This window comes from Aeromonas sp. EU05-FHT14A05 (assembly GCF_058791175.1).
Map to the genome: position 1 here is coordinate 250,425 of NZ_JBYTDH010000005.1, position 22,852 is coordinate 273,276.

Genomic DNA, 22,852 nt, shown 5'->3' on the forward strand with positions numbered 1-22,852 from the left:
TATGACGGTAATTGACGCTTCACAACGTCTGACGGCCCGATATTTCCATTTTATGGGATGGCTCACCTTGAAATAGCCGAATTCATGGCTATGGCGCCCTCTCACGGGATTCATAATGAGCCATACCTGGGGCGCACATTGGCCGGGTTCAGCCCGTCATGGGGCGCACTATATGCCCTTTCTGGCCCATCATTGCTACTCTTTTTGCGCCTTCCGGGACGGCATCGGGTCGAACGCACCATTAATCCCCTTTGTGGCGGTGAAGAGGGGCGCCGGCAGGGGCTGCGAGGGAGCTGTCAGCCGACCCGGATCAGCGCAGTGCCACCCTCATCAGCGGCGAGGGGCGGCGCGTCACAAAATGGTGCCAGACATGGTCATAGAGCGCCTGCTGCCCGGGAAAGCTCACCAGCGCCTTGGCCTCGGTGAGCGAACACCAGCGATACTCGGTGTGCTCGTCGTTGAGAGTAACCGCTTGATTGGGCGGGCAATAGACCACAAATACCGGCACTACCTCCACCGTATTTGAAGCACTTTCGTAAAATTGTTCCAGATAATGGACTGTGTATAACTCGCAAACCGTGATACCCGTCTCCTCGCCAAACTCGCGAACTATGGTCTGCCAGCCGGTTTCACCCGCCTCGACCGTGCCCGCCACATGGCACCAGAAGCCCCCTTTGACCCGTTTCATCACCAGCAGTTTTGTTTCGCCATCGACAGTGGAAAGGGCAACGCCGGAGACGGCCTTGCAACGAATGGGGATCATGGGAGAGGCTCCAGAAATAGGTTCAATAGGCGCCTATTGTTCGGCTGTCTACGGGAGGTCGGCAAGTGATTTCCCCGTCAGCGGCGCCTGTGCGGGCCAAACGTGACAAGGGCGGTCAGCCCCCCATTATTCTTGCCGTCTGGATGGCCTCAATCAGCGCGGCCCGGTTGATGCGGGGGCGCTCGCTGTCGAGCAGCTGCTGCCACAGGGCTATCGCCTGGGAGTAGCGACCATGCAGGAAGTGATCGGAGGCGAGCAGCATCAGGGCGCTCACTTCCCCCTTGTCCTGCTTGAGGGCGCTAGCCAGCAGGCGTTCGGCATCGGGGGTGAGCCGCTGACCGGCCTGGTAGTAGAGCACGGTTGCCTGCGCGGCCTGGGTCGCCGCGCTGGCGCCCCCCTCCAGCAGGGCCAGACGCTGGTAGGCGAGCAGGGCGTTGTCGTACTCGTCCCGATAGAGATACAACTGGCCGAGCTCGGCCCAGGTCTCTAGATCTTCGGGGTTGCGTTGCAACTGCTGGTGCAGGGCGCCGAGCGCCTTGTCCTGCAGATCCCGCGGGCTCAACCCCGCCAGGGGATCGGGGCGTGACTGATAGGCCCGCCAGGCCTGGTAGCGGCCGCTGGCGGCATAAATGCCGGCCACAACGCCTAGCGCCACTATCCCAAGCAGCAGCAGGGCGCGCGCGTGCCGCCCGCTGCGGCCGGGGGCCCGGGTCAGCCGCTCGCGCAGGGCCAGCTCGGCGACAGGCGTGGCATGGGCAAGGTGGGCGGCGGCCAGCTCCCGATAGAGGGGATCATGGGGAGGGAGGCCTGCCTGCTCCCTTGCCATGATGAGGCGATTCAATGCGCTGCGGGGATCTCTCTCACGCAGATTGACCCTGTCATCGGACGGAGTGGCCTGCTCCCCTCTGGCCTGCAGGCGGCGACGAAGGAGTCTCAGCGCCAGCCCCAGCAGCAGCAGGGGTCCTCCCCACAGCAGTACCGTGCTGCCCTTGAAGGGGGGATCGTAGCGCACGAAATCGCCGAAGCGCTCCGTCATGCGGGCGATCACCTGCTCATCGCTCTGCCCTTCGTCCACCCAGCGGTAGACCTCGAGGCGCAGATCCCGGGCTATGGGGGAGTTGGACTCCACCAGGTTCTGGTTCTGGCACTGGGGGCAGCGCAGGGCGCGGGCGAGATCCTGGGCCCGGGCTTGCAACTCGGGGTGCTGGAACTGATAGGTATCGACTCCGCTGGCCAGGGCCCCGAGGCTCAATGCCAGCAAGAGCGGTGCGATCAGGGCGTGGCCGAGACGGCTCATGGTTTGCTCTCCCGTACTTGCTCCAGGCTAGGGGTTTTGCTGCGAGCCTCGGCAAGCAGGGGCGCAAACTGGCGCTGCCAGACCTCCTTGGTGAGCTCCCCCGTGTGGCGGCTGAGCAGGGTGCCGTCGGCGGCAAAGAGATAGGTCTCCGGCGTGCCGTAGACGCCGAGCTCCATTGCCAGCTTGCCGTCGGGGTCGGCCAGCACGGCGCGATAAGGGTTGCCCGCCTGTGCGAGCCAGGCTCGGGCCGCATCCCCCTTGTCCCGGTAGTTGAGGCCGTAGAGGGGCACGGCGCTTGCCAGCTCACTGAGCAGCGGGTGCTCGGCGCGGCAGCTCGGGCACCAGCTGGCCCAGACGTTGAGCACAAAGGGCTCCCCCTTGAGGTTGGCGGTATGGATAAGGCCCCCATCCAGCAGGTTGTCGCTCTGCCAGGGGGGCAGGGTACGCCCAGCGACGGCCTCATCCTGGCTGTAGGGATTGTTGCCAAGGCCGAGCCAGAGCAGGGCGCCGAGGCCCAGGGTGACTATCAGGGGGAGGAAGAGACGCAGGCGCGGGCTCATGGTGCCTCCTGTTGGCGAAGGGACTGCGGGATCCTGGCTGGACGGGATGCCAGCAACGGCTTGCGCCCCAGCAAACGCAGGGCGCCGCCCGCCATCATCAGCAGGCCACCGAGCCAGATCCAGCGCACCAGCGGTTTATGGTGCAGCCGCATGGCATAGGCCTCCGGCCCCATCTTCTCGCCGAGCACAACGTAGAGATCCCCAAAGAGCCCCCAGGCGATGCCGGGCTCGTTCATGTTCATGGTGCGCACGCTGTAGTGACGCCGCTCCGGCGTCAGCCGCGCCACCTCTTTACCGTTCTTATGCACGCTAAGCGTGATGCGCTCGGCGGTGTAGTTGGGGCCGATGATCGGCTCGCTCCCCTCATAGCGAAACTCGAAGGCGCCGAGGCGATAGGGGCGCTCAGCAGAGAGCACAGTACCCCCCTCCTGGCTGTGGTGACTCACCTGAGCGATGCCGAGGGCGCAGACCGCCACCCCGAGGTGGGTCAGCAGGCTCCCCAGCCGGCTGGCGCTCAGGTCGCGAGTCTTGAATGAGAAATTGAGCAGTAGGCTCGCGATTAGGCAGAGGCTCGCCATATTGGCGAGGATGCCGCTCCAGCCCATGGATCCCTGATCGCGATAGCCGAGGCTGAGCAGGCCGCCCCCCAGCAGGCCGAGCAGGGGCGGCAGCAGCGTCCCGAGGGGGGAGACCCTGGCAAGGCGCTGCCAGCGAAGGCGTGGGATCTGGGTCATCAGCCCCATCAGACAGAGCGCTAGCGGCACGAAAACAGCGTTGAAGTAGGGGGCTCCCACCGAGAGCGACCCCAGATGGAGCGACTGGAACACCATGGGGTAGAAGGTGCCGAGCAACACGCAGGCGCAGGCCACACAGAGCAGCAGGATGGCGGCGCCGAGCAGCCCCTCTTTTGACAGCAAGCCAAAGCGGGCATAGGGGGCGCGAATGTCCGCCCGCAGGGCAAACAGGGTGAGGGCACAGGTGAGCAGCAAGCCGAGCAGCAACAGCAGGGTGAGGCCGCGGCTGGGGTCGACTGCAAAGGCGTGCACCGAGGTGAGCACCCCGGAGCGCACCACAAAGGTGCCGAGCAGGCTCAAGGAGAAGGTAAAAATGGAGAGCAGCAACACGGCGTGGCCGTAAGCGCCGCGTTTCTCGCAGACAATCAGGGCGTGCAGCAGGGCTGTGCCGAGCAGCCAGGGTAAGAGGGAGGCGTTTTCTACCGGATCCCAGAACCACCAGCCACCCCAGCCGAGCTCGTAGTAGGCCCACCAGGAGCCCAGCACTATACCGGCGGTGAGAAACACCCAGGAGCCGAGCGCCCAGGGGCGGCTCCAGTGGGCGACGGCACCATCGAGCCGGCCCGAGTGCAGCGCCGCCATGGCGAAGGCGAAGTTGACCGCAAAGCCGACATAGCCGAGATAGAGCAGGGGCGGGTGGATGATGAGGCCGATATCCTGCAGCATGGGGTTGAGATCGCGCCCCTCCAGCGGCCCAGGGAACTGGCGGTCAAACGGGCTGGAGAAGATCAGGGTATAGAGGCCGAACAGCCCGACGATCAGCCCCATGATGGCCAATACCCGGGTACGGATCAGCGGATCGACCCGCTTGGAGCAAAGGGCCACCAGGGCGCCCCACAGCCCCAGCGCAAAGACGAAGAACAGCATGGAGCCCTCGTGGCCGCCCCACACCGCCGCCAGCTTGAAGCCCAGCGGGAGGGCGCTGTTGGCGTGTTGGGCCACATAGACCAGAGTGAAGTCATCAAGGCCAAAACAGCTGGCGAGCAGCAGCAGGGCAGCCAACAGCAGGATGGCATTGCTCAGCGCCAGCGGCGTGGCGCAGCGCAGCAGGGCCGGGGAGGCGAGCCGTAGCCCCAGCCAGGGCAGCAGCCCTTGCAGCAGGGCGAGCCCGGTCGCCAGCAACAGTGAGAGATAGCCGAGCTCCGCCAGCACACAACCTCCGGTTCAATCTTTGATCTCATTCATGTCATGACACACAGGCCGCATCGTCTCCCTTTGGCGGAGAACATTGCCAAGCAACGGGTGTGGCATCACCAGAAATTCATTGGGCCAGCAACAAGCCAGCGCCAGTCACCCGAGGGCGGCTGGCGCTGGTCCCCAGCTTTAATAACCGGTTCACGATCCGTCGTGAGAGGTCGGCAGCTCGTTAAAGAGCTGCGCGAACCAGAGCGTATAGAGATACGTGAGCGCTCTTAATTGCAAACACGCGAGCAGCACATGAGCCTTGATCACGGCCTCGCAACAGGATCGTGAACGGGTTGTTATACGACCGTCATCTGGCCGGCGTAGAGCACGAAGTAGCGTAGCAGCAGTATCCCCACCAGGGTCAGGCTGCAGACCAGCACCAGATAGCCGTTCCTGGCCCGCAGCAGCGCCGGGGTCAGCAGGGCCAGCAACTGGGGCAGCAGCATGCCGATCCCCACTACCCCGACCCAGAACACCTGGGCCCAGAAGCCGCCGCCGATGGCGGCCCACATGGCCATCTCCTTCTGGCCGCCACCGAAGTAGAGGCCGGTAAAGAAGCAGACCAGCAGCAGCACCTCCACCGCCAGCACCGGCCGCTCGAAGCGGTGCACGAAGCTCACCCCCTGGCTGTGATGGCTCTCCTTGAACAGGGTGACCGCCAGCAAGATGGTGGAGGCGATGCCGGAGCTGACGCCGGAGACCAGGAACAGCACCGGCAGTACCGGGTTGTTCAACAGCGGATAGGTCTTGAGCGCCGACAGCAGAAAGCCGGTGTAGGCCCCCAGCAGCACGGCGAGCAGCAGCAACAGCGGTGCCAGCAGCCGCTCGAAACGAGCCAGCAAGCCTATCAGCCCATCCACAAAGGCGAACTTCTCTTGCAGCAGGTGACGACGCAAGGTCTCGATCTCGGCCCGAAACACCACCGCCAGCCAGGCGAACAGCACCGCCATATAGACCTGGAACAGCATGACCCCCATGGACATCACGGAGTCGAACTGGTAGTGGAACATCAGCTTCCAGAAGGTCCAGGGGCGGGCCAGGTGGAAGATGAGGATAAGCAGCCCCAATACGACGCTCACCGGCGCCAGCAGGGCGGTCGCCTTGATGATACCGCTCTCGCTGCCGGCTCCCTGGCGGCGCAGCAGCACCGAGAGGGTGGTGGCCCCGGCGGAGATGCCGAGCAGAAAGAGATAGATGGCGATCGGCCAGTCCCACACCAGCGAGGGAAAGTGAAATGCATCATGCCACATGATCCATTCCTCCTTCTGTTACTGCAGTAGATGGCGATCGGACAAATCCCCACACCAGCGAGGGGAAGTGAAATGCGTCATGCCACATGATCCATTCCTCCTTCTGTTACTGCAGTAGATGGCGATCGGGCATATCCCCACACCAGGGAGGAGAAGTGAAATGCATCATGCCACATGGTCATTCCCTCCATCGGTTATTGTCGGGGTAGATGGCGATGGGACAAATCCCCACATCAGCGAGGGGAAGTAAAATGCCGCTTGCATGGTCATGACGTTATCTCCCCTTTGGGCACGCGGTACATCTTGGGCGAGGTGCCGAGTGCCTGCTTGTAGCGATAGGTAGTCTCCTTCACCAGCCGTTTGGCGATGGGGCTGCCCGGGTCATCCAGATTGCCGAACACCAGTGCCTTGGTGGGGCAGGAGGCCACGCAGGCCGGCTCCTTGCCCGCCGCCAGGTTGGTCTTGCGGCAAAAGTCGCACTTGTCGGCAACCTTGGTCACAGGGTTGATGAAGCGCACCTGATAGGGGCAGGCGGCCAGACAATACATGCAGCCGACGCAGAGATCTGGGTTGACGTCGACGATGCCATCCTCCTTGCGGATATGGGAGGCACCGGTCGGGCAGACGTGTACGCAGGGGGCGTTGTCGCAGTGCTGGCAGGACTTGCGAAAGAAGCGGTAGTCGGCATCGGGAAATTCTCCGATGGGGCCGGAGCGGATGATCTCGAGGCGCGAGACCCCTTCCGGTACCTTGTTCACCTCCCGGCAGGCATCCATGCAGGCGGTGCAGCCGATGCAGGCCGTCTCGTCATGGAGCATGCCGTAGCGCACTCCGTCTATGGTCTGGCTGTGGGCGAGGCTGGCAGTGCCGGCGCGCACCGGGCCCGTCATCATGATGAGGGCCCCCGCGCCCATCCCCGCCATGAAGTCACGACGAGAGCAGCTCATGGTGCCTCCTTGCCCGCATTGACCTGCAGGCCGACCGCCTTGGCTTGATGCTGCTTGCTGTGGCAGTCGACGCAGAGCTTGATGCGGGATTTTTCCGCTATCCCCGCCATGGGCTCCTTGGCCGGGTGCAACTGGTGGCAGCTGGTACAGCTGAGTTTGGTGGCGTGCACGTCGTGGGCCCAGAGCGCCTCGCGCAGGGGCCCCGGCTCGTGACAGCTCATGCAGACCCCGTTCTGCTCGGCGATGGGGTAGGTCCCGGTGCTCTGCTTGTTGTTGAAGCTGTCGCTAAAGCGCATCACGTCCTTGACCCCTTCCCTGTGCTGGGGGGAGGGCTGGCCGTGGCAGTTGGTGCAGGTCACCGGTGCCAGGTTGTTGGGGTTGGTCGCCTGGCCATGCTTGCCGTGCATCCCCTCGCTCTGCTCCTTGTGGCAGTCGGTGCAGGCCTTGTCGGGGCTGCGCAAGAACGCCACGTCATGTGTCGCGGGCAGGGCCGCAGGGGCGCTCGTCGCCTCGGCGGCCTGGCCCTGCAGGCTGGTCAGCAGCATGGCTGCCATCAGCATCAGTCGTAAGAAATCCATTGTTAAATCACCCATAGGAAGCCTCCATCCATTGCGAGCCCGGCCTAGCCGGGCTCGCAGGCGCCATTACTGTGCCAGCCGTCCGGCCGCTTTGGCCTCGGCATCCCAGGCGGGGACTGTGGTCTTGAGGAACTGGGCCTTGTCGGCATTCATCTGTTTCATGTCCATGCCAAGGGCGGCCTGGGCCTTCTCCTTGCTGGAGATGTCAGGAATGGCGATCTCGTGGCTTATCCCCTTGGCGGCCAAGAGGCGTGCCAGCCTGGTGCGGGCATCGGCGGCCTTGTCCAGGGCGGTGCCCAGCATGCGCAGCGCCACTTCCGGGGCGTGCATCTGCACCCCGTGGGAGGCAATGGAGAAGTCCCAGCGCCATTGGGCGTGGCGGATGTCCTGCTGAATGTCCTTCATCTCGGCCTCGGTGGCGCCAGCATCCCAGGCGGCCTTGGCTTCAAAGTGGGCGTGCACCAGCTGCTTCTCGACTCTGAGCTTGAGATCGTGAACCGCATCCTTGCGCTGCTTGACCACCCCTTGAAGCATTTCCTTGCTCTGGGTGTGGCAGTTGCGGCAGGTCTGCTCGAAGCGATCGAAGGGGTTGCCCACCTTGTGATCCGTGTAGACCTTGCCCTGCTCGTTCTGCACCTTGGGCATGTGGCAGTCGACGCAGGCGACATTGTTCTGGCCGTGAATGCCGGCGCGCCAGGTCTCGTATTCCGGATGCTGGGCTTTGAGCATGGGGGTTTTGGAGAGGGCGTGGGTCCAGTCGGCAAAGCCGATTTCATCGTAATACTGCTCCATCTGCTCTACCGTGGTGCCCTTGTCCCAGGGGAATTTCACCGCCTTGGTGGGGCCATTGAAGTAGTACTCCACGTGGCACTGGCCGCACACCTGGGACTGCTGATCGAAGCGCCCCTGCTCCTTGAACGGCTTGCCGATGGCGGTCATGGCGCGATCGGCATAGGGACGGGAGAGGTGCAGGGCAGGCTTGCCCTCCTTGAACTCTTTCGAGGCGGTGTCGTGGCAGTCGGCGCAGCCTATGGTGTTGACGATTTCGGGCCCGCCTTTTGCCCACATCCCCTTGAAGTAGCCATCCTCACCCTTCTCGTCGATGACGCGGGCCACGTCCGGGCCTTTGCAGCTCCAGCAGGCCATGGGCAGCGGACCGTCTTCGGCGGTCTTGGGGGCGCCGGTACGCAGGGTTTCCCGCACGTCGGTCAGCGCATAGAAGTGGCCGCGCGGCTTGTTGTAATCCTTGGAGAAGGGGTAGCCGGCCCAGAGCACCACCATCTGCGGATCTTCCGCCAGGGCGTCGGTGCGCTCCCGGCTCTCGCTGGTGCCTTTCCAGCTGCTGAACTGATCGGCGTGATCCTTGGCGAACAGCTCGCTGCGCGCCTCTATCTTGCCCTCGGGGGCGGCCTCGTCTGCCTGCGCCAGCATGCTGGTGCCGAGCAGGGCCGTCAGCAGCAGGGCGGCCAGACCCGGCCGAAATGGCTTGTTATGTGAACCCACGGTCATCACTCCCAGATAAAATGTCCATGCCGAGCCTGACCGTTCCATCTTGGTGCGTGGACATCTGTGCCCATGGTTATGGGCATGGCAGGCCGATTAATTGTTATGACTGCATATAAAATGTTTTTTATGCATTTGCTCGGGGGGATAATACCAAATGGGTAAAATGGATAATCATTTATCCCTGTGGGAGTTGCGCTAGATCAATTGGCATGGGGGGCTAATGCAAAAAGTGAGATCCAGGTTGAATTATTGAGCCCAATCTGGTGGTTATCCCCGTCACCTCATCCATGGTGATCTGCTGCGGCTGGCCGGCGCCTCGGGGAAGCAGGGGCGTGCCAAAGGGGGGAAGAGCAGGGGAATGGCCTCTTTGGCCTGAGCTTCTGTCAAGTAAAAATGAATATTTATTCTTTGTTTCTGCTGGGGATGGAGGACTCACCTTCCCCTGGTGAAATAGTGGGAAAGCCTGGCCGGGGGCGCGCAGGTCAGGAGTTGTCGTATGGATGGGTACCAGGAGAGCCATGTTTTTCATCTGAGGCGTGAAAAAGGGTATCTATCCCGAGATATCCCGTGAATGGCAGCACTTTATTGAATTTAATAGGAAGGTTTACGGCATTTACTTTCGATATTTTCGAAAATGGCGAAGGGATCTGTGTCGACAGAGGCGGTAAAATAGCCGCCTGTCACGGTGACGTCCTGTACCCTTGTGGGTCTGGGCTGTCTGTGTTTACCCGTTGGAGGATGTATGGCTGAGCTGCGAATAGAGAAACCGACTCTTGTTACCCAGGTGGAGGGCACCGTGCTTGTGATGGATGCCGATGGCTCCTTGCACCGCGCCACTCTGGGGATGCAGCTGCTGCCGGGCATGCGCCTGCTCACCGAAGGGGACGGGCGCTTCGAACTGGCCGATCCTGCGAAGACCCCGGACGCCGACCAGTCCGAGCTGGCGCAGGCAGAACCGAACGTGGCCATGGATCCCGAGCTGGCCAGCCTGCAGGAGGCCATCCGTCAGGGGGCCGACCCGACCGAGTTGTTTGAAGAGACCGCGGCCGGTAACGCGGCAGCCGCCACGGGTGGCGGAGTGGTCGGCTCCAGCGCCGGCGGCTTCGTGGTGGTGGATCTCAACAGCGAATATACCCTGGCGCAGTCCGGCTTTGACACCGATCATCAGGGCGCCCAGCCGGGGGACGAGCTGCTCTATTCGGAAGATCAGGATCTCCTGGCGGCCATCACCATCACCGAACCCCAGACCGACGACAACATCATCAACGCCGACGAGGCGGCCGGCGTCATCATTCGCGGCTTTGTCGAGGACGTGGAGGTGGGCCAGACGGTGACCGTCACCCTGATCGATCAGGATGGCAATCGCCTGACCACCACCACAGTGGTGCTGCCGGGCTTCGTCTGGGAGGCAAACTTCGGCGACGTCACCGGCAAGCTGGTGGACGGCCCGCTCACCATAGTGGCCGATACCCAGGATGCGGCCGGCAACCGGGCCAGCGACACCGGTCAGACCCTGCTCGACACCATCACCACCATCACGCTGGATCTCACCGACGAGAGCGACACCGGCGCCAGCCAGGTGGACGATCTGACCCGCGACACCACGCCGCTGCTGCAAGGGAAGGGAGAGCCCGGTGCCACCGTCACCCTGAGCCTCGGCGGCAATGTGCTGACCGTGCTCACCGTGGATGGCAACGGCAACTGGCAATACCAGATCCCCACTACCCTGGCCGATGGTGCCTATGATTTTCGCGTCGATTCTGTGGACATCGCCGGTAACCGGGCCAGCGACACCCTGACCGTCACCGTCGACACCCGTGCTGGCATCGACATCGACGATCTCGACACCCAGAGCCTGCTGGGCCAGGGCAATGTCACCCTGAGCGGCAGCACCACAGAGGTGGAAGCTGGCCAGCGCGTCACCATCACCCTCATCGGCCAGAACGGCCAGACCCTCTATAGCGGCAGCGCCCTGGTGGAGAGCGACGGCCGCTGGCAGCTCAATGGCCTGGATCTCTCCGGCATTCAAGGCCCCTTCGAGGTACGCGCCGAGGTGACGGATCTGGCGGGAAACCGGGTGATCGACGGCGCCCCCCTCATCGGCCAGAGCGATACCCTGACCCTGTCCGAGGCGGATCTGGCCAAGGGCCCGGTGAGCGCCACCGGCTCCCTGCACACGGGGGCGGGTCTGGATGGCAACCTGCAGGTGAGTTTCGGCGCCGATCAGAGCGCCCTCGAGCAGCTCGGCCTCACCAGCCAGGGCGCGGCCCTCGGCTACCAGATCAGCGGCCAGACCCTGACCGCGAGCGCGGGGGGCGTCACCGTCTTCACCCTGACCCTGGCCAATGACGGCAGCTATCGCATCGTCTGGAACCAGAGTCTGGATCACGGCCAGGACAGCCAGAGCCTGCCGTTCTCCCTCGAATACCGCGACAGCGACGGGGATCTGGTGAGTGCCAATCTCACCGTCAAGCTGGTGGACAGCACGCCGCCGGACTTCACCATAGCCCCCATCTCGCTCACGGAAGACGGCTTCACCCAGCAGGGCGCCGTGGTGGGCCAGAGCGAGTTCGTGGTGGGCCACCAGGCCGATCCCCTGCTGGCGGACTCCCTTGCCTTTGCCGATCAGGCCGCGACGCTTGCTCGTCTCAACGGCAGCGGGCTCAGCAGCGATGGTCATGTGCTGACTTTTGAGTTCGGCAGCGATCGCCTGCTCACCGGTTTTTACATCGATGATCAGGGCAATCGCATTGACGTGATCAAGGCCGAGCTGGACGCCAGCCAGTCTGGCAGCGACATCGACGGCAAGGTGACCGTTTCCCTCAATGGGCCTCTGGATCATCAGGGCAGCGACAACCTTTCCCTGGGGCTCACCGTCTCGGCCAAGGAGATCGACGGTGACGAGACCCGCGCCGATCTGGTGGTCTCCATCAACGACGGCGTGGATCCGAGCCTCGGCATCGACAGCGGCATCAGCCTGCAGGAAGGGGGCGCCAGTCACTCCCTGGATGGCCAGCTGCCGGTCAATGTGGGCAGCGATCGCCTGGTGTCCCTGAACTTCGAGGCAAGCCAGCCCGCCCTGGATGGTCTCACCAGCGGCGGCAAGCCGACCAGCTATCAGGTCAATGGCAACCAGATCACCCTGCTGGATGCGAACGGCAAGACGGTGTTGACCGTGACCCTGGATCTGGACGGCAAGTACCATGTGAAGCTCGACGGCGTGCTGGATCAACCTGTGGGCACCAACAGCGTCAACCTGGGACTGCAGGTACAGGGCACCGATTTTGACGGCGACAAGAGCAATCTCGGCACCCTCAATATCCAGATCACCGACGGCGCCTTGCCCCAGGTTGACCCTGTTTCCCTGACTCTCACCGAAGACAGCGACTGGCAGCTGGGCCAGACCCTGACCGGGGATCTCGATATCACCGCTGGCAGCGACCCCCTTGCCAGCATCAGTTTCGATGCCAACCAGCCGGCCCTGCAGGGGCTTACCAGCGGCGGCCAACCCGTTGTCATCAGCATCGGCGGCAACAGCATCAGCGGCAGCGTCAACGGCCAGAATGTGTTCACCCTGACGCTGGATCAGAAAGGTCACTACGTCTTCACCCTGAACCAGCCGCTGGATCAGGGCGCGGCGAACAGCCTGCTGAAGGCGGGCTTTACCCTGACCGATTCCGATGGAGACAAAGTTTCCTCCACCCTGAGCGTCACCATCGGGGACGGCGCCAATCCGGTGATCAGCGCCGTGACCGGCACCAGCCTGACCGAGGCCAACCAGGGCGACGCCGCCGTGGTGAGCAATATGAGCTTCACCGTGAACCACGGCTCGGATGCCCTGTCCCCCGACAGCCTCAAATTCGATATTGCGGCCATTCAAGGCAGCCTGAACGGCAAGTACAGCAGCCACGGCAGCCCGGTCATCTTCACCCTGGACGCTAACGGGGATCTGGTGGGCACCAGCGCGGACGGCCGCGAGGTGCTGCGCGCCGAGCTGGATCTCGTGGACAACAACGGCAACTGGAGTGTCACCACCAAGGTGACCTTGAGCGGCGAGCTGGATCACCAGGGCAGCGAGTCCCTCGACCTGCCGCTGACCGTAACCCTGACCGACAAGGATGGGGACAGGGTCTCCACCGACTTGCCGCTCACCATCAAGGATGGCAATGCGCCCGGCTTCGTGGCGGGCAGCGGGGTGAGCCTGGATGAGGGCAACCTCAATGGCAGCAATACCCTGACCGGCACCGGCCACTTCACCGTGGACGCTGGCTCGGATCGGGTGAGCGAGGTCTCCTTTGCGGATGTGAACGAGCAGCCGGCCCTGACTGCGCTGGGCCAGAGCGTCAAATACGAACTGGTGGACGGCGATGCCAGCATCCCGGGCAACCAGATCCTCAAGGGCTATGTGGAAGTGAACGGGGCGCGGGTCGAGGTGCTGCAGGTCGAAATCAGCGGCAAGCTCGACAACGCAGCCAGCAACGGGTTTGACTACAAGGTGACCCTGTTCGAGGGGGTACACCAGGCCAATGGCAGCAGCACCGAGCTGCCATTCAAGATCAATGTCGTCGACAGCGACAAGGGTTCCGGCAACAACGACAGTACCTCGGGCACCCTCAACATCAGCATCGCGGAAGGGGACAAGCCGACCCTCAGCCTCACCGGCGTCAGCCTGACCGAGGGGCGCTTCGATGGGGCCGCGAACAACCAGACAAGTGATGACCAGCAGGCCACCGGCACCCTGACCATCAAGGCGGATTCGGATCCCGTGGTGGACGTGCGCCTGACCCTGAGTGGTCAGGTACTGGATGCCAGCGGCAAGCCCATCACCCACAACGGCGAGACCCTGATCTGGCAGGAGGTGCCGGGCAGCAACGGCCACAGCTTCCAGGGGATGACCGCGAGCGGCACCCTGGTGTTGACTGTCACCCTGCCGAGTGTGCCGGGCAGCATAGCGGCCCACAGCTCGGCGACCCTGGATTACCAGATCACCGTGCACACCAACCTGGATCACGGCGCCGACGACAGGCTGAACCTGACCCTGCCGGTGCAGGTGACCGACAGCGACGGCTCTGTGATCACCGGCAACACCACGGCAGTGATCATAGATGCGGTCGATCCGAGCCTCGGCATCGACACGGGTGTAACTCTGCAGGAGGGGGGCGCCAGCCACTCCCTGGATGGCCAGCTGCCGGTCAATGTGGGCAGCGATCGCCTGGTGTCCCTGAACTTTGAGGCAAACCAGCCTGCCCTGGATGGCCTCACCAGCGGCGGCAAGCCGACCAGCTATCAGGTCAATGGCAACCAGATCACCCTGCTGGATGCGGGCGGCAAGACGGTGCTGACCGTGACCCTGGATCTGGACGGCAAGTACCATGTGAAGCTCGATGGCGTGCTGGATCAACCTGTGGGCACCAACAGCGTCAACCTGGGACTGCAGGTACAGGGCACCGATTTTGACGGCGACAAGAGCAACCTCGGCACCCTCAATATCCAGATCACCGACGGCGCCTTGCCTCAGGTCGACCCCGTTTCCCTGACCCTGGTGGAAGACAGCGACTGGAGCGCCGGTCAGACCCTGACCGGGGATCTCGATATCACCGCCGGCACCGATCCTCTGGTTAATATCAGCTTCGATGCCAGCCAACCGGCCCTGCAGGGGCTCACCAGCGGCGGCCAACCCGTTGTCATCAGCATCAGCGGCAACAGCATCAGCGGCAGCGTCAACGGCCAGAATGTGTTTACCCTGACGCTGGATCAGAAAGGGCACTACGTCTTCACCCTGAACCAGCCGCTGGATCAGGGCAGTGCCGACAGCCTGCTGAAGGCAGGCTTCACCCTCACAGATAGCGATGGAGACAAAGTCTCTTCCACCCTGAGCGTCACCATCGGCGATGGCGCCAACCCGGTGATCAGTGCCGTGACCGGCACCGCCATGACCGAGGCCAACCAGGGGGCGAAGGATGTGGTCAGCCACATGAGCTTCACCGTGAGTCACGGCTCCGATGCCCTGGCCCCCGACAGCCTCAAGTTCGATATCAACGCCATCCAGCAGAGCCTAGACGGCAAATACAGCAGCCACGGCAGCCCGGTCACCTTCACCCTGGATGCCAATGGGGATCTGGTGGGTACCAGCGCGGATGGCCGCGAGGTGCTGAGGGCCGAGCTGGATCTGGTGGACAACAAGGGCAACTGGAGCGTCACGGCCAAGGTTGTCTTGAGCGCCGAGCTGGATCACCAGGGTAGCGAGTCTCTGGAGCTGCCGCTCACCGTGACCCTGACCGACAAGGACGGGGACAGGGTCTCCACCGACTTGCCGCTCACCATCAAGGATGGCAATGCGCCTGGCTTCGTGGCGGGTAGCGGGGTGAGCCTGGATGAAGGCAACCTCAATGGCAGCAATACCCTGACCGGCACCGGTCACTTCACCGTGGACGCTGGCTCGGATCGGGTGAGCGAGGTCTCCTTTGCGAATGTGAACGAGCAGCCGGCCCTGACCGCACTGGGCCAGAGCGTGAAATACGAACTGGTGGACGGCGATGCCGCCATCCCGGGCAACCAGATCCTCAAGGGCTATGTGGAAGTGAACGGGGTGCGGGTCGAGGTGTTGCAGGTGGAGATCAGCGGCAAGCTCGACAACGCCGCCAGCAACGGCTTCGACTACAAGGTGACCCTGTTCGAGGGGGTACACCAGGCCAATGGCAGCAGCACCGAGCTGCCGTTCAAGATCAATGTCGTCGACAGCGACAAGGGGGCGGGCAACAACGACAGCACCTCGGGCACCCTCAACATCAGCATTTCGGAAGGGGACAAGCCGACCCTCAGCCTCACCGGCGTCACCCTGACCGAGGGGCGCTTCGATGGGGCCGCGAGCAACCAGACCGCGGACGATCAGCAAGCCACCGGTACCCTCACCATCAAGGCGGATTCGGATCCCGTGGTGGACGTGCGCCTGACTCTCTCCGGTCAGGTGCTGGACGCCAGCGGCAAGGCCATCACCCACAACGGCGAGACCCTGATCTGGCAGGAGGTGCCGGGCAGCAACGGCCACAGCTTCCAGGGGATGACCGCGAGCGGCACCCTGGTGCTCAGCGTGACCCTGCCGAGCGTGCCGGGCCGCATTGAGGCGCATACCGACGCGACCCTGGATTACCAGATCACCGTGCACACCAACCTGGATCACGGCGCAGACGACAAGCTGAACCTGACCCTGCCGGTGCAGGTGACCGACAGCGACGGCTCGGTGATCACCGGTAACACCACGGCAGTGATCACCGATGCGGCCAATCCGGTGATCACCTCCATCGGGAGCGTCACCGTCAAGGAGTCGGATCTCAATGGTGGCAGTGGTCAGCACGTCGGCACCAGCCCGTCCGGGACGGGGGAGATCGCCGTCGGCCAGGTGACGATCGCCGCTGGGAGCGACCGGGTTGCCGCCCTGCAACTGGATGTGGCCCGCTTCAATGCCTTGAACACGCTCAGCTCAGGGGGCAAGGCGGTGACCCTCAGCGCCGACAGCCAGCCGGGTGTCTATCTCGGCAAGGACAGCGGGGGCAAGCTCATCTTCAAGCTGACCCTGGATGTCTCCGGCCGCTATACCTTCGAGCTGACCGGCAACCTGGACCACAGTGCTCAGGGCAAGGATCTGCTGGATATCCAGCTGCCGTTGCAGGCCCTGGACAGCGATGGGGATCTCAGCGCCGAGGTGATAGGGCACGTCAGCGTGCAGGACGATGTGCCGGTGGCCGTCGATGCCAGCAAAGCCCTGGATCAGGGTGCGAAAGTGAGCGGCGATCTGCTGGCCACCGCCAATGAAGGTGCTGACGATGCCGTGGTGAGGTCGGTCACCATCAATGGCACCCCGCACCCCATCGCCGCCAAGGGCGACACCACCATTACGGTCACAGACAGCACTGGGCAGACCATAGGCACCCTGGTGATCAACGCCGAGGGGAAATACAGCTTCACCGCCAAGGCGGACATAAATCACAGCAACAACACCCTGGTGCAGAAGGTCGACTTCCACCTGGTGGATGGGGATGGGGATACCGATGACGGGGTCCTGACCCTGACCATCAGGGACGAGGCGGGCAAGCTCAGCGTCAGCGCCGTCACCGGTGCCGAGGATGCGGGGGCCAGTGACCCCACTCATGGCATTCCCATCACCATGGATCTGGACATAGGCGACTACGATCGGGGCGAGTTTGTCGAGAAGTTGCTTATCCAGGCGCCGGCCAATGCCCAGGGCACCTTCTACTACAACGGAGTTGCGCTCACGACGGTGACTCAGGGTGGCAAGACCTGGTACCAGGTGCCGCCAGCGGCGATGCAAGCCGTTGTCGGTACCAACGACAAGTTTGAACTCAAGGGCGTGACCTTTGTGCCCGATCACGACTACTCGAGCTACAACGATGGCGGCAATCCGCTGCGCTTCCCGGTGCAGCTGCAGGTCGGCGTCACCGAGGGGAGCAAACCCCCGGTGCTGACCGGCAACCTGGATATCACTGTGCAGGGCATTGCCGACAAGCCGCTCTGGGATGGGGCAAGCACCCACCAGCACTACAGCACGAACGAGGACAGTACCGGTATCGCCCTCAATGTGCAGGCCAACCTGACGGATACCGATGGCTCCGAGACGTTGAGCTACCAGATCAAGTGGGCGTCCGGCGAGGGCAGCCTGACCCTGAACGGCAAGGTGCTCACACCCGATGCAAACGGCCTGGTGACCGTCTCTGCGGGGGAGATCAACAAGATCACCGTGGTGCCCGGCAAGGACTACAGTGGTGACATCAAGCTCGTTGTGACCCCGGTCAGCACGGAGAAAACCCCCGTGGTCACCGGCCAGGAGACGGCCCTTGGCGATCCCATCGAACTGGTGATCAACGTCAACCCGCAGGCGGATGACGCCAAGCTGACGGTGCGCGACATCCAGGGCAAGGAAGACAACCTGCTGGATCTGGGCAGCAAGATAGTGCTCGCCCATCTGGGGGATACCGCAGATGGCTCCGAGCAGATGTATGTGCGCATTAGCGGCCTGCCCGCCGGTGCCACCCTCTGGCTCGGCGGCGTGGCGGTCACCCCGGATGCGAACGGTTATTACGAGGTGCCCTATGCCCGTATCGGCGAGCTCAAGCTGGAGCCGCCGAAGGACAGCAACGTCGACTTCGATCTCGGCATCCAGGGGGTGGTGAAAGACACCGCCACCCTGACCGATGCCAACGGCCAGACCCATACAGTGGTCAGCGAGAAGGTGACCGGCAGCCAGAACCTGCATGTGGATCTGGTGGGGGTGGTAGATGAGCCTCACTTCAATCTGGACAGCACCGGCTGGAGCCAGGATGGCAAGGGCTATGTCACCACCATAGGGGAAGATGGCAAGGCGCCACTGGACTTCAAACTGGCGTCGGGAGAGACGACGGGCGATGGTTCCGAAACCCTCAACCTGGTGCTGGAAGGCTTGCCGGAAGGAGCCAAGGTGTTCGATGGCAACGGCAAGGAGCTGACCCTGACCTTCGCCGGGCTCGACGGCCAGGGCAAGCCGACCTATCAGGTCGACGTCTCGAGTCTGGGCAACCTGCAGATCCAGCCGCCCCCCAACAGCACCGCCGACATCCACCTCATCGGCCACGTGGTGGTGACCGAAAACGACGGGGATCACAAGAGCTTCGATGTGCCGCTCACCATCAAGGTGGAGCCGGTGATCGACGCCGGTGACTATGCCAAGACCAGCCAGGGTCTGGAGGATCAGTTCACCGTCCTCGACTGGCAGCCGGACCTGACCGACGGCGCCGAAAAGGTGACTCACCTCAGCCTCTCCGGCATAGAGCCAGGCTACGAGATCTGGATCCGCGTAGGTGGGGTTGAGACCCAGCTCACCGTGAACGGCGGTGCGGTGGCGTTGAGTGACGCTGATCTGAAGAGCCTGCTCGGCGGCGGTCAGCTGCTGGTGAAGGGACCGGAGGACAGCGACAGGGACACCACTATCCAGAGCCATGTGACCGTGACTCAGAAGGATGTGGACTCCAATGTTGTAGTCAGCAAAGAGGTCAATGGTCAGCTGCATGTGGATATCCAGGCCGTGGTCGAACCCGATGGCAATCTGGTACAGATTGGCGGCGCGCTGGAGAGCCTGGACGGGCACGATATTCCGCTCAATGGCGTCTTCGTGTTCGAGGATCTGGATCCCAGCAGCGTCGAGACCATCGACTATCTGGTGATCAGCGATCTGCCGCCCGGCTTCGTGGTGGTGGGGGGGATCAACGATGGCCAGGGCAACTGGACAGTGCCGAACAGTGCCCTCGGGAGCTTCTCCCTGCGCTCGCCGGATGACTACAAGGGCACAGTCACCTTCAAGGTCAGCGCCAGGGTGATCGATCTTGGCGACAACAACGAAGGGGATGTGAGCGCGCCGGCTTATCGGGAGCTCACCGCTAGCGCCGAGTTCAAAGACGCGACCCACTCGGGCCAGGTGGCCGCCGATGTCGATTTTGACAACAGCGCCCCCATCACAGGGGTGGAGGATCACAGCGTCAACTTCGGTACCCAGCTCAAGAACATGGTGACCCTGGGTACGGCAGATATCGGGGATGACGAGCTCAGCATCGTCATCACGGGCTTGCCCCCCGGCGTCAACGTGCAGGGGCTCACCTTCGACTTCGTCAACAACGAGTATTTGATCAAGCTGCCAAATGGCCTCGGCGATCTCGACAAGCTGACGCTTTCCCTGCCGGAAGACTATGCTGGCAAGGATTTGACCCTGCATGTGCTTCTGGTGAATACGGATACCGTGAGTGGCAATACCAAGCAGGCGAATGCGGATATCACCCTATCCATCACCCCCGAGGTGGACATCAAGGGCGGCGCCGATGGTCAGCCCGAGCTGCACCTGCAGGTGAAGGATGTGAACGGCGACGGCCAGCCGGATAACCTGGAAGACACCAAGATCCACCTCGATCTCTCGGTCAAGCTGGCGGACATCAGCCCCTCGGTGGCCAATGGCGGCCTGGAGACGGTGGAGAAGGTCACTGTGACCGTCGATGCCCAGTATGGCCATTTCCTCGATGGCAACAATAATCCCGTCCAGTCGCTGGTGGTGGATGCCAACGGCCTCAAGGATCTGGTGTTTAAGCCTAAGCAGCACTTCAGCGGTCAGGTCCCCCTGGAGATCAAGGTGGACATTCTGGACACCGCCACCACGGGGACGGATCGCGGCAGTTGGAGCGGCAATGCCAGCTTCGAGGTGCTGCCGGTCAACGATCCGGCCCAGCTTACGGTGAAGGATGTGAGCGGCAACGAGGATGGCAGCGTCAACCTCGGCGGGCTGGGCGCGACCCTGATCGACAATGATGGCTCCGAGCAGATAGTGGCGCTGCAGATCAAGGGCGTGCCGGACGGCTTCACCCTGTCGGCTCCGGCGGTCAACAACGGCGGCGGCGTCTGGCAGGTGCCGGTGGGCACAGATTTCTCCAAGCTGACCCTGATCCCGCCGGCAGACTTCAGCGGCAGCGTGGAGCTCACCCTGAGCGCCTTCACCCTGGACAAGGGGCTGACCCTGCCTCTCGAGACCAAGGGCAGCTTCACCGTCACCGTCAACCCGGTGGGGGATCCCATCATCACCGACATTCAAGACAAGGCGAGCGGCACCGAGGGGGATGTGATCACCCTGAACCTGGGGCTGGAGACCAAGGACACCCAGGCCACCGGCGGCAGCGCCAGCAATGTCCATGAGAATGGCCCCGAGCAGGTGCGAGTCACCATCGAAGGGGTACCCGATGGCGCCGAAATTCGCCTGCCAAACGGGGTCAATGGCACAGTAGTGGATCTGGGCGGCGGCGTCTGGCAGGTCACCACGGATGGCACCAAGCTGGCTGCCGTGGAGCTGGTGACCAACGATGCCAATGGCACCCTGGATCTCAAGGTGACGGCCCAGAGTTTCGACAACGGCGCCCTCGGCCCAGAAGTCAACGGCGCCATCCAGGTGGAGGTGAGCCCGGTCAACGACGCCCCCATCAACGTGCTGCCAACGGATCCTCAGGTGGCGCAGGAGGACAAGCCCTTCGTCATCCAGGGATTGCAGGTGAAGGATGTGGACGCGGGCAGCGGCACCATGGAGGTGCGTCTGTCGGTGGAGCACGGCACCCTCAACCTGCCGGCAGGGAGCGGCGTGACAGTGACCGGCAACGGCACCGGATCTCTGGTGCTGACCGGCACTCTGGCGGATCTCAACGCCTTGCTCTCCGGTGGTGTGACCTATCAGGGCAACACCGACTATCACGGCAACGACAACCTGACCATGGTCACCAATGACAATGGCAACACCGGCAGCGGCGGTGCCCTGAGTGACACCGACGTGCTGCCCATCGAGGTGCAGCCGGTCAACGATGCCCCCGTCAACGTGCTGCCAGACACCCCTCAGGTGGCGCAGGAGGATACTCCCTTCGTCATCAAGGGTCTTCAGGTACAAGACGTGGATGCGGGCAGCAGCCCCATGGAGGTGCGTCTGTCGGTCCTGCACGGCACCCTGGTGCTGGCGGATGGCAGCGGGGTGACAGTGGTCGGCAGCGGCAGCAATACCCTGGTGCTGAGCGGATCGCAAGATGCCATCAATGCCCTGCTGGCGGGGGGCGTGACCTATCAGGGCGAGCAGGACTTCAATGGTCAGGATGCCCTGACCATGGTGACCAATGATCAGGGCAACACCGGCAGCGGTGGCGCCCTGGCCGACACCGACGTGCTGCCCATCGAGGTGGAGGCGGTCAACGATGCCCCTGTGACCCAGGTGCCGGGGGCCATGCAGGTGAAGGAAGATGGTTCACTGTCCCTCTCCGGGATCAGCGTGAAGGACGTGGATGCGGGCACGGCCCCCATGTCCATGGTGCTGCGGGTCGAGCACGGCGTGCTGACCCTGCTCGGGGCGGCGGGCGCCGTCTCGGTGCAGGGGGCGGGTACCAGCGAGATCACCCTGGTGGGCTCCCTTGATGATCTTAACAACCTCATCAATGGCAACCTGCATTACGAGCCGGCCAAGGACTTCTGGGGACAGGACAACCTGACCATCACCACCTCGGATCAGGGCAATACCGGGTCGGGCGGCGTCCTGACCGACAGCGCCCAGATTGGCATCCAGGTGACCGCAGAGGCAGACGATCCCCAGCTCAGCCTGGGTACCCACGACATCCATACCCTGCAAGGGGCCTGGGTGCCGCTCAACCTGAGCGCCAGCGTGGTCAACCCGGCAACCGGCGAACTCTCCATCCGCATCCAGAATCTGGGGGGGGCCCAGGTGGTGGACGAGCACGGCCAGAGCGTGGGCCATGCGGACAGCAACGGCGACTGGCTGCTGCCGGGGGATCAGTCCGTGCCCCTCTACCTCAGCGGTCTGACGGCGGGGGATCATGCCCTGACCCTGAGTGCGGAATCCAGCGCGGGTGGCAGCACCCTGAGATCGGCCGAGGAGACCCTCAATATCCACAGCCAGAGCGGCCATGATCTGCTGGGCTCGGATCAGAGTGACTGGCTGTTCGGCTCCACCGGTGACGATCGCATACTGGGCGGCCTGGGGGATGACATGCTCCGGGGCGGTCAGGGCAACGACATCCTGACCGGTGGTGCGGGCAGCGATCTCTTCGTGTGGGGCAGCGGCGATGAGGGGACGGCGGCCTTGCCGGCCATCGACACCGTCACCGACTTCCACCCGGAGGAGGGGGACAAGATAGATCTGGCGGATCTGCTCAAGGGGGTGACCGACAACAGCGTGGATGGCTTGCTGGGCCACCTCTCTGCGTCTGTGACCACGGGCAGCGCGGGCCTGAGCGATGTGAATCTCTCGGTCTCTCCGACGGGGGATGGTCAGGTGACCCAGCAGATCACCCTGAAGGACGTGGATCTGAGCGGCTGGAACCTGAGCGGCTCCTCCTCTCACGACATACTGCAGTCCATGCTGGATCAGCACAGCCTGATCATCCAGCACCCCTGA

Annotated in this window: 9 protein-coding genes; 1 reads left to right on the top strand and 8 read right to left on the bottom strand. The window is 63.3% G+C overall.

Going from position 1 to position 22,852, the window contains the following annotated elements; all coding sequences use genetic code 11:
- Positions 1-310: 310 nt before the first annotated feature.
- The 8 genes from AC3WR3_RS09950 to nrfA form a co-directional block, all read right to left on the bottom strand.
- Positions 311-763: an NUDIX hydrolase gene (locus tag AC3WR3_RS09950; RefSeq protein ID WP_492291766.1), complete on the bottom strand. Its 453-nt coding sequence runs from the start codon at positions 761-763 to the stop codon at positions 311-313.
- Positions 764-878: 115 nt separating this feature from the next.
- The gene (gene nrfF / locus AC3WR3_RS09955; RefSeq protein ID WP_492291767.1) at positions 879-2,060 is read right to left on the bottom strand and encodes a heme lyase NrfEFG subunit NrfF; all 1,182 of its coding nucleotides are present in this window, start codon (positions 2,058-2,060) and stop codon (positions 879-881) included.
- A complete protein-coding gene (locus AC3WR3_RS09960) occupies positions 2,057-2,620 on the bottom strand; it encodes a DsbE family thiol:disulfide interchange protein (RefSeq protein WP_492291768.1) in 564 nt (187 codons plus the stop codon). The genes nrfF and AC3WR3_RS09960 overlap by 4 nt, the downstream gene beginning before the upstream one ends.
- Entirely contained in the window at positions 2,617-4,566 is a 1,950-nt protein-coding gene (gene nrfE, locus AC3WR3_RS09965) for a heme lyase NrfEFG subunit NrfE (protein WP_492291769.1), read from the bottom strand. The genes AC3WR3_RS09960 and nrfE overlap by 4 nt, the downstream gene beginning before the upstream one ends.
- Positions 4,567-4,895: 329 nt before the next feature.
- Positions 4,896-5,849 carry a cytochrome c nitrite reductase subunit NrfD gene (nrfD, locus tag AC3WR3_RS09970; protein WP_492291770.1) on the bottom strand — a complete coding sequence of 318 codons (954 nt, stop codon included), beginning with the start codon at positions 5,847-5,849 and terminating at the stop codon, positions 4,896-4,898.
- A gap of 266 nt (positions 5,850-6,115) precedes the next feature.
- Entirely contained in the window at positions 6,116-6,796 is a 681-nt protein-coding gene (gene nrfC, locus AC3WR3_RS09975) for a cytochrome c nitrite reductase Fe-S protein (protein ID WP_492291771.1), read from the bottom strand.
- Positions 6,793-7,389 (bottom strand): cytochrome c nitrite reductase pentaheme subunit, encoded by a 597-nt coding sequence (gene nrfB / locus AC3WR3_RS09980; protein ID WP_492291772.1) that lies wholly within the window; start codon positions 7,387-7,389, stop codon positions 6,793-6,795. Before nrfB ends, nrfC begins: the two co-directional genes overlap by 4 nt.
- Before the next feature lie 51 nt (positions 7,390-7,440).
- Complete coding sequence (gene nrfA / locus AC3WR3_RS09985) at positions 7,441-8,883, bottom strand: ammonia-forming nitrite reductase cytochrome c552 subunit (protein ID WP_492291773.1); 1,443 nt, start codon at positions 8,881-8,883, stop codon at positions 7,441-7,443.
- Between the two features lie 739 nt (positions 8,884-9,622).
- Between nrfA and AC3WR3_RS09990 the strand changes: the two genes are divergently transcribed.
- Positions 9,623-22,852 (top strand): retention module-containing protein, encoded by a 13,230-nt coding sequence (locus AC3WR3_RS09990; RefSeq protein WP_492291774.1) that lies wholly within the window; start codon positions 9,623-9,625, stop codon positions 22,850-22,852.

What these genes read in the sequence shown, in the direction of transcription:
- AC3WR3_RS09950 (WP_492291766.1), bottom strand. Translation starts at nt 763, where the DNA reads ATGATCCCCATTCGTTGCAAGGCCGTCTCCGGCGTTGCCCTTTCCACT.
- nrfF (WP_492291767.1), bottom strand. Translation starts at nt 2,060, where the DNA reads ATGAGCCGTCTCGGCCACGCCCTGATCGCACCGCTCTTGCTGGCATTG.
- AC3WR3_RS09960 (WP_492291768.1), bottom strand. Translation starts at nt 2,620, where the DNA reads ATGAGCCCGCGCCTGCGTCTCTTCCTCCCCCTGATAGTCACCCTGGGC.
- nrfD (WP_492291770.1), bottom strand. Translation starts at nt 5,849, where the DNA reads ATGTGGCATGATGCATTTCACTTTCCCTCGCTGGTGTGGGACTGGCCG.
- nrfC (WP_492291771.1), bottom strand. Translation starts at nt 6,796, where the DNA reads ATGAGCTGCTCTCGTCGTGACTTCATGGCGGGGATGGGCGCGGGGGCC.
- nrfB (WP_492291772.1), bottom strand. Translation starts at nt 7,389, where the DNA reads ATGGGTGATTTAACAATGGATTTCTTACGACTGATGCTGATGGCAGCC.
- nrfA (WP_492291773.1), bottom strand. Translation starts at nt 8,883, where the DNA reads ATGACCGTGGGTTCACATAACAAGCCATTTCGGCCGGGTCTGGCCGCC.
- AC3WR3_RS09990 (WP_492291774.1), top strand. Translation starts at nt 9,623, where the DNA reads ATGGCTGAGCTGCGAATAGAGAAACCGACTCTTGTTACCCAGGTGGAG.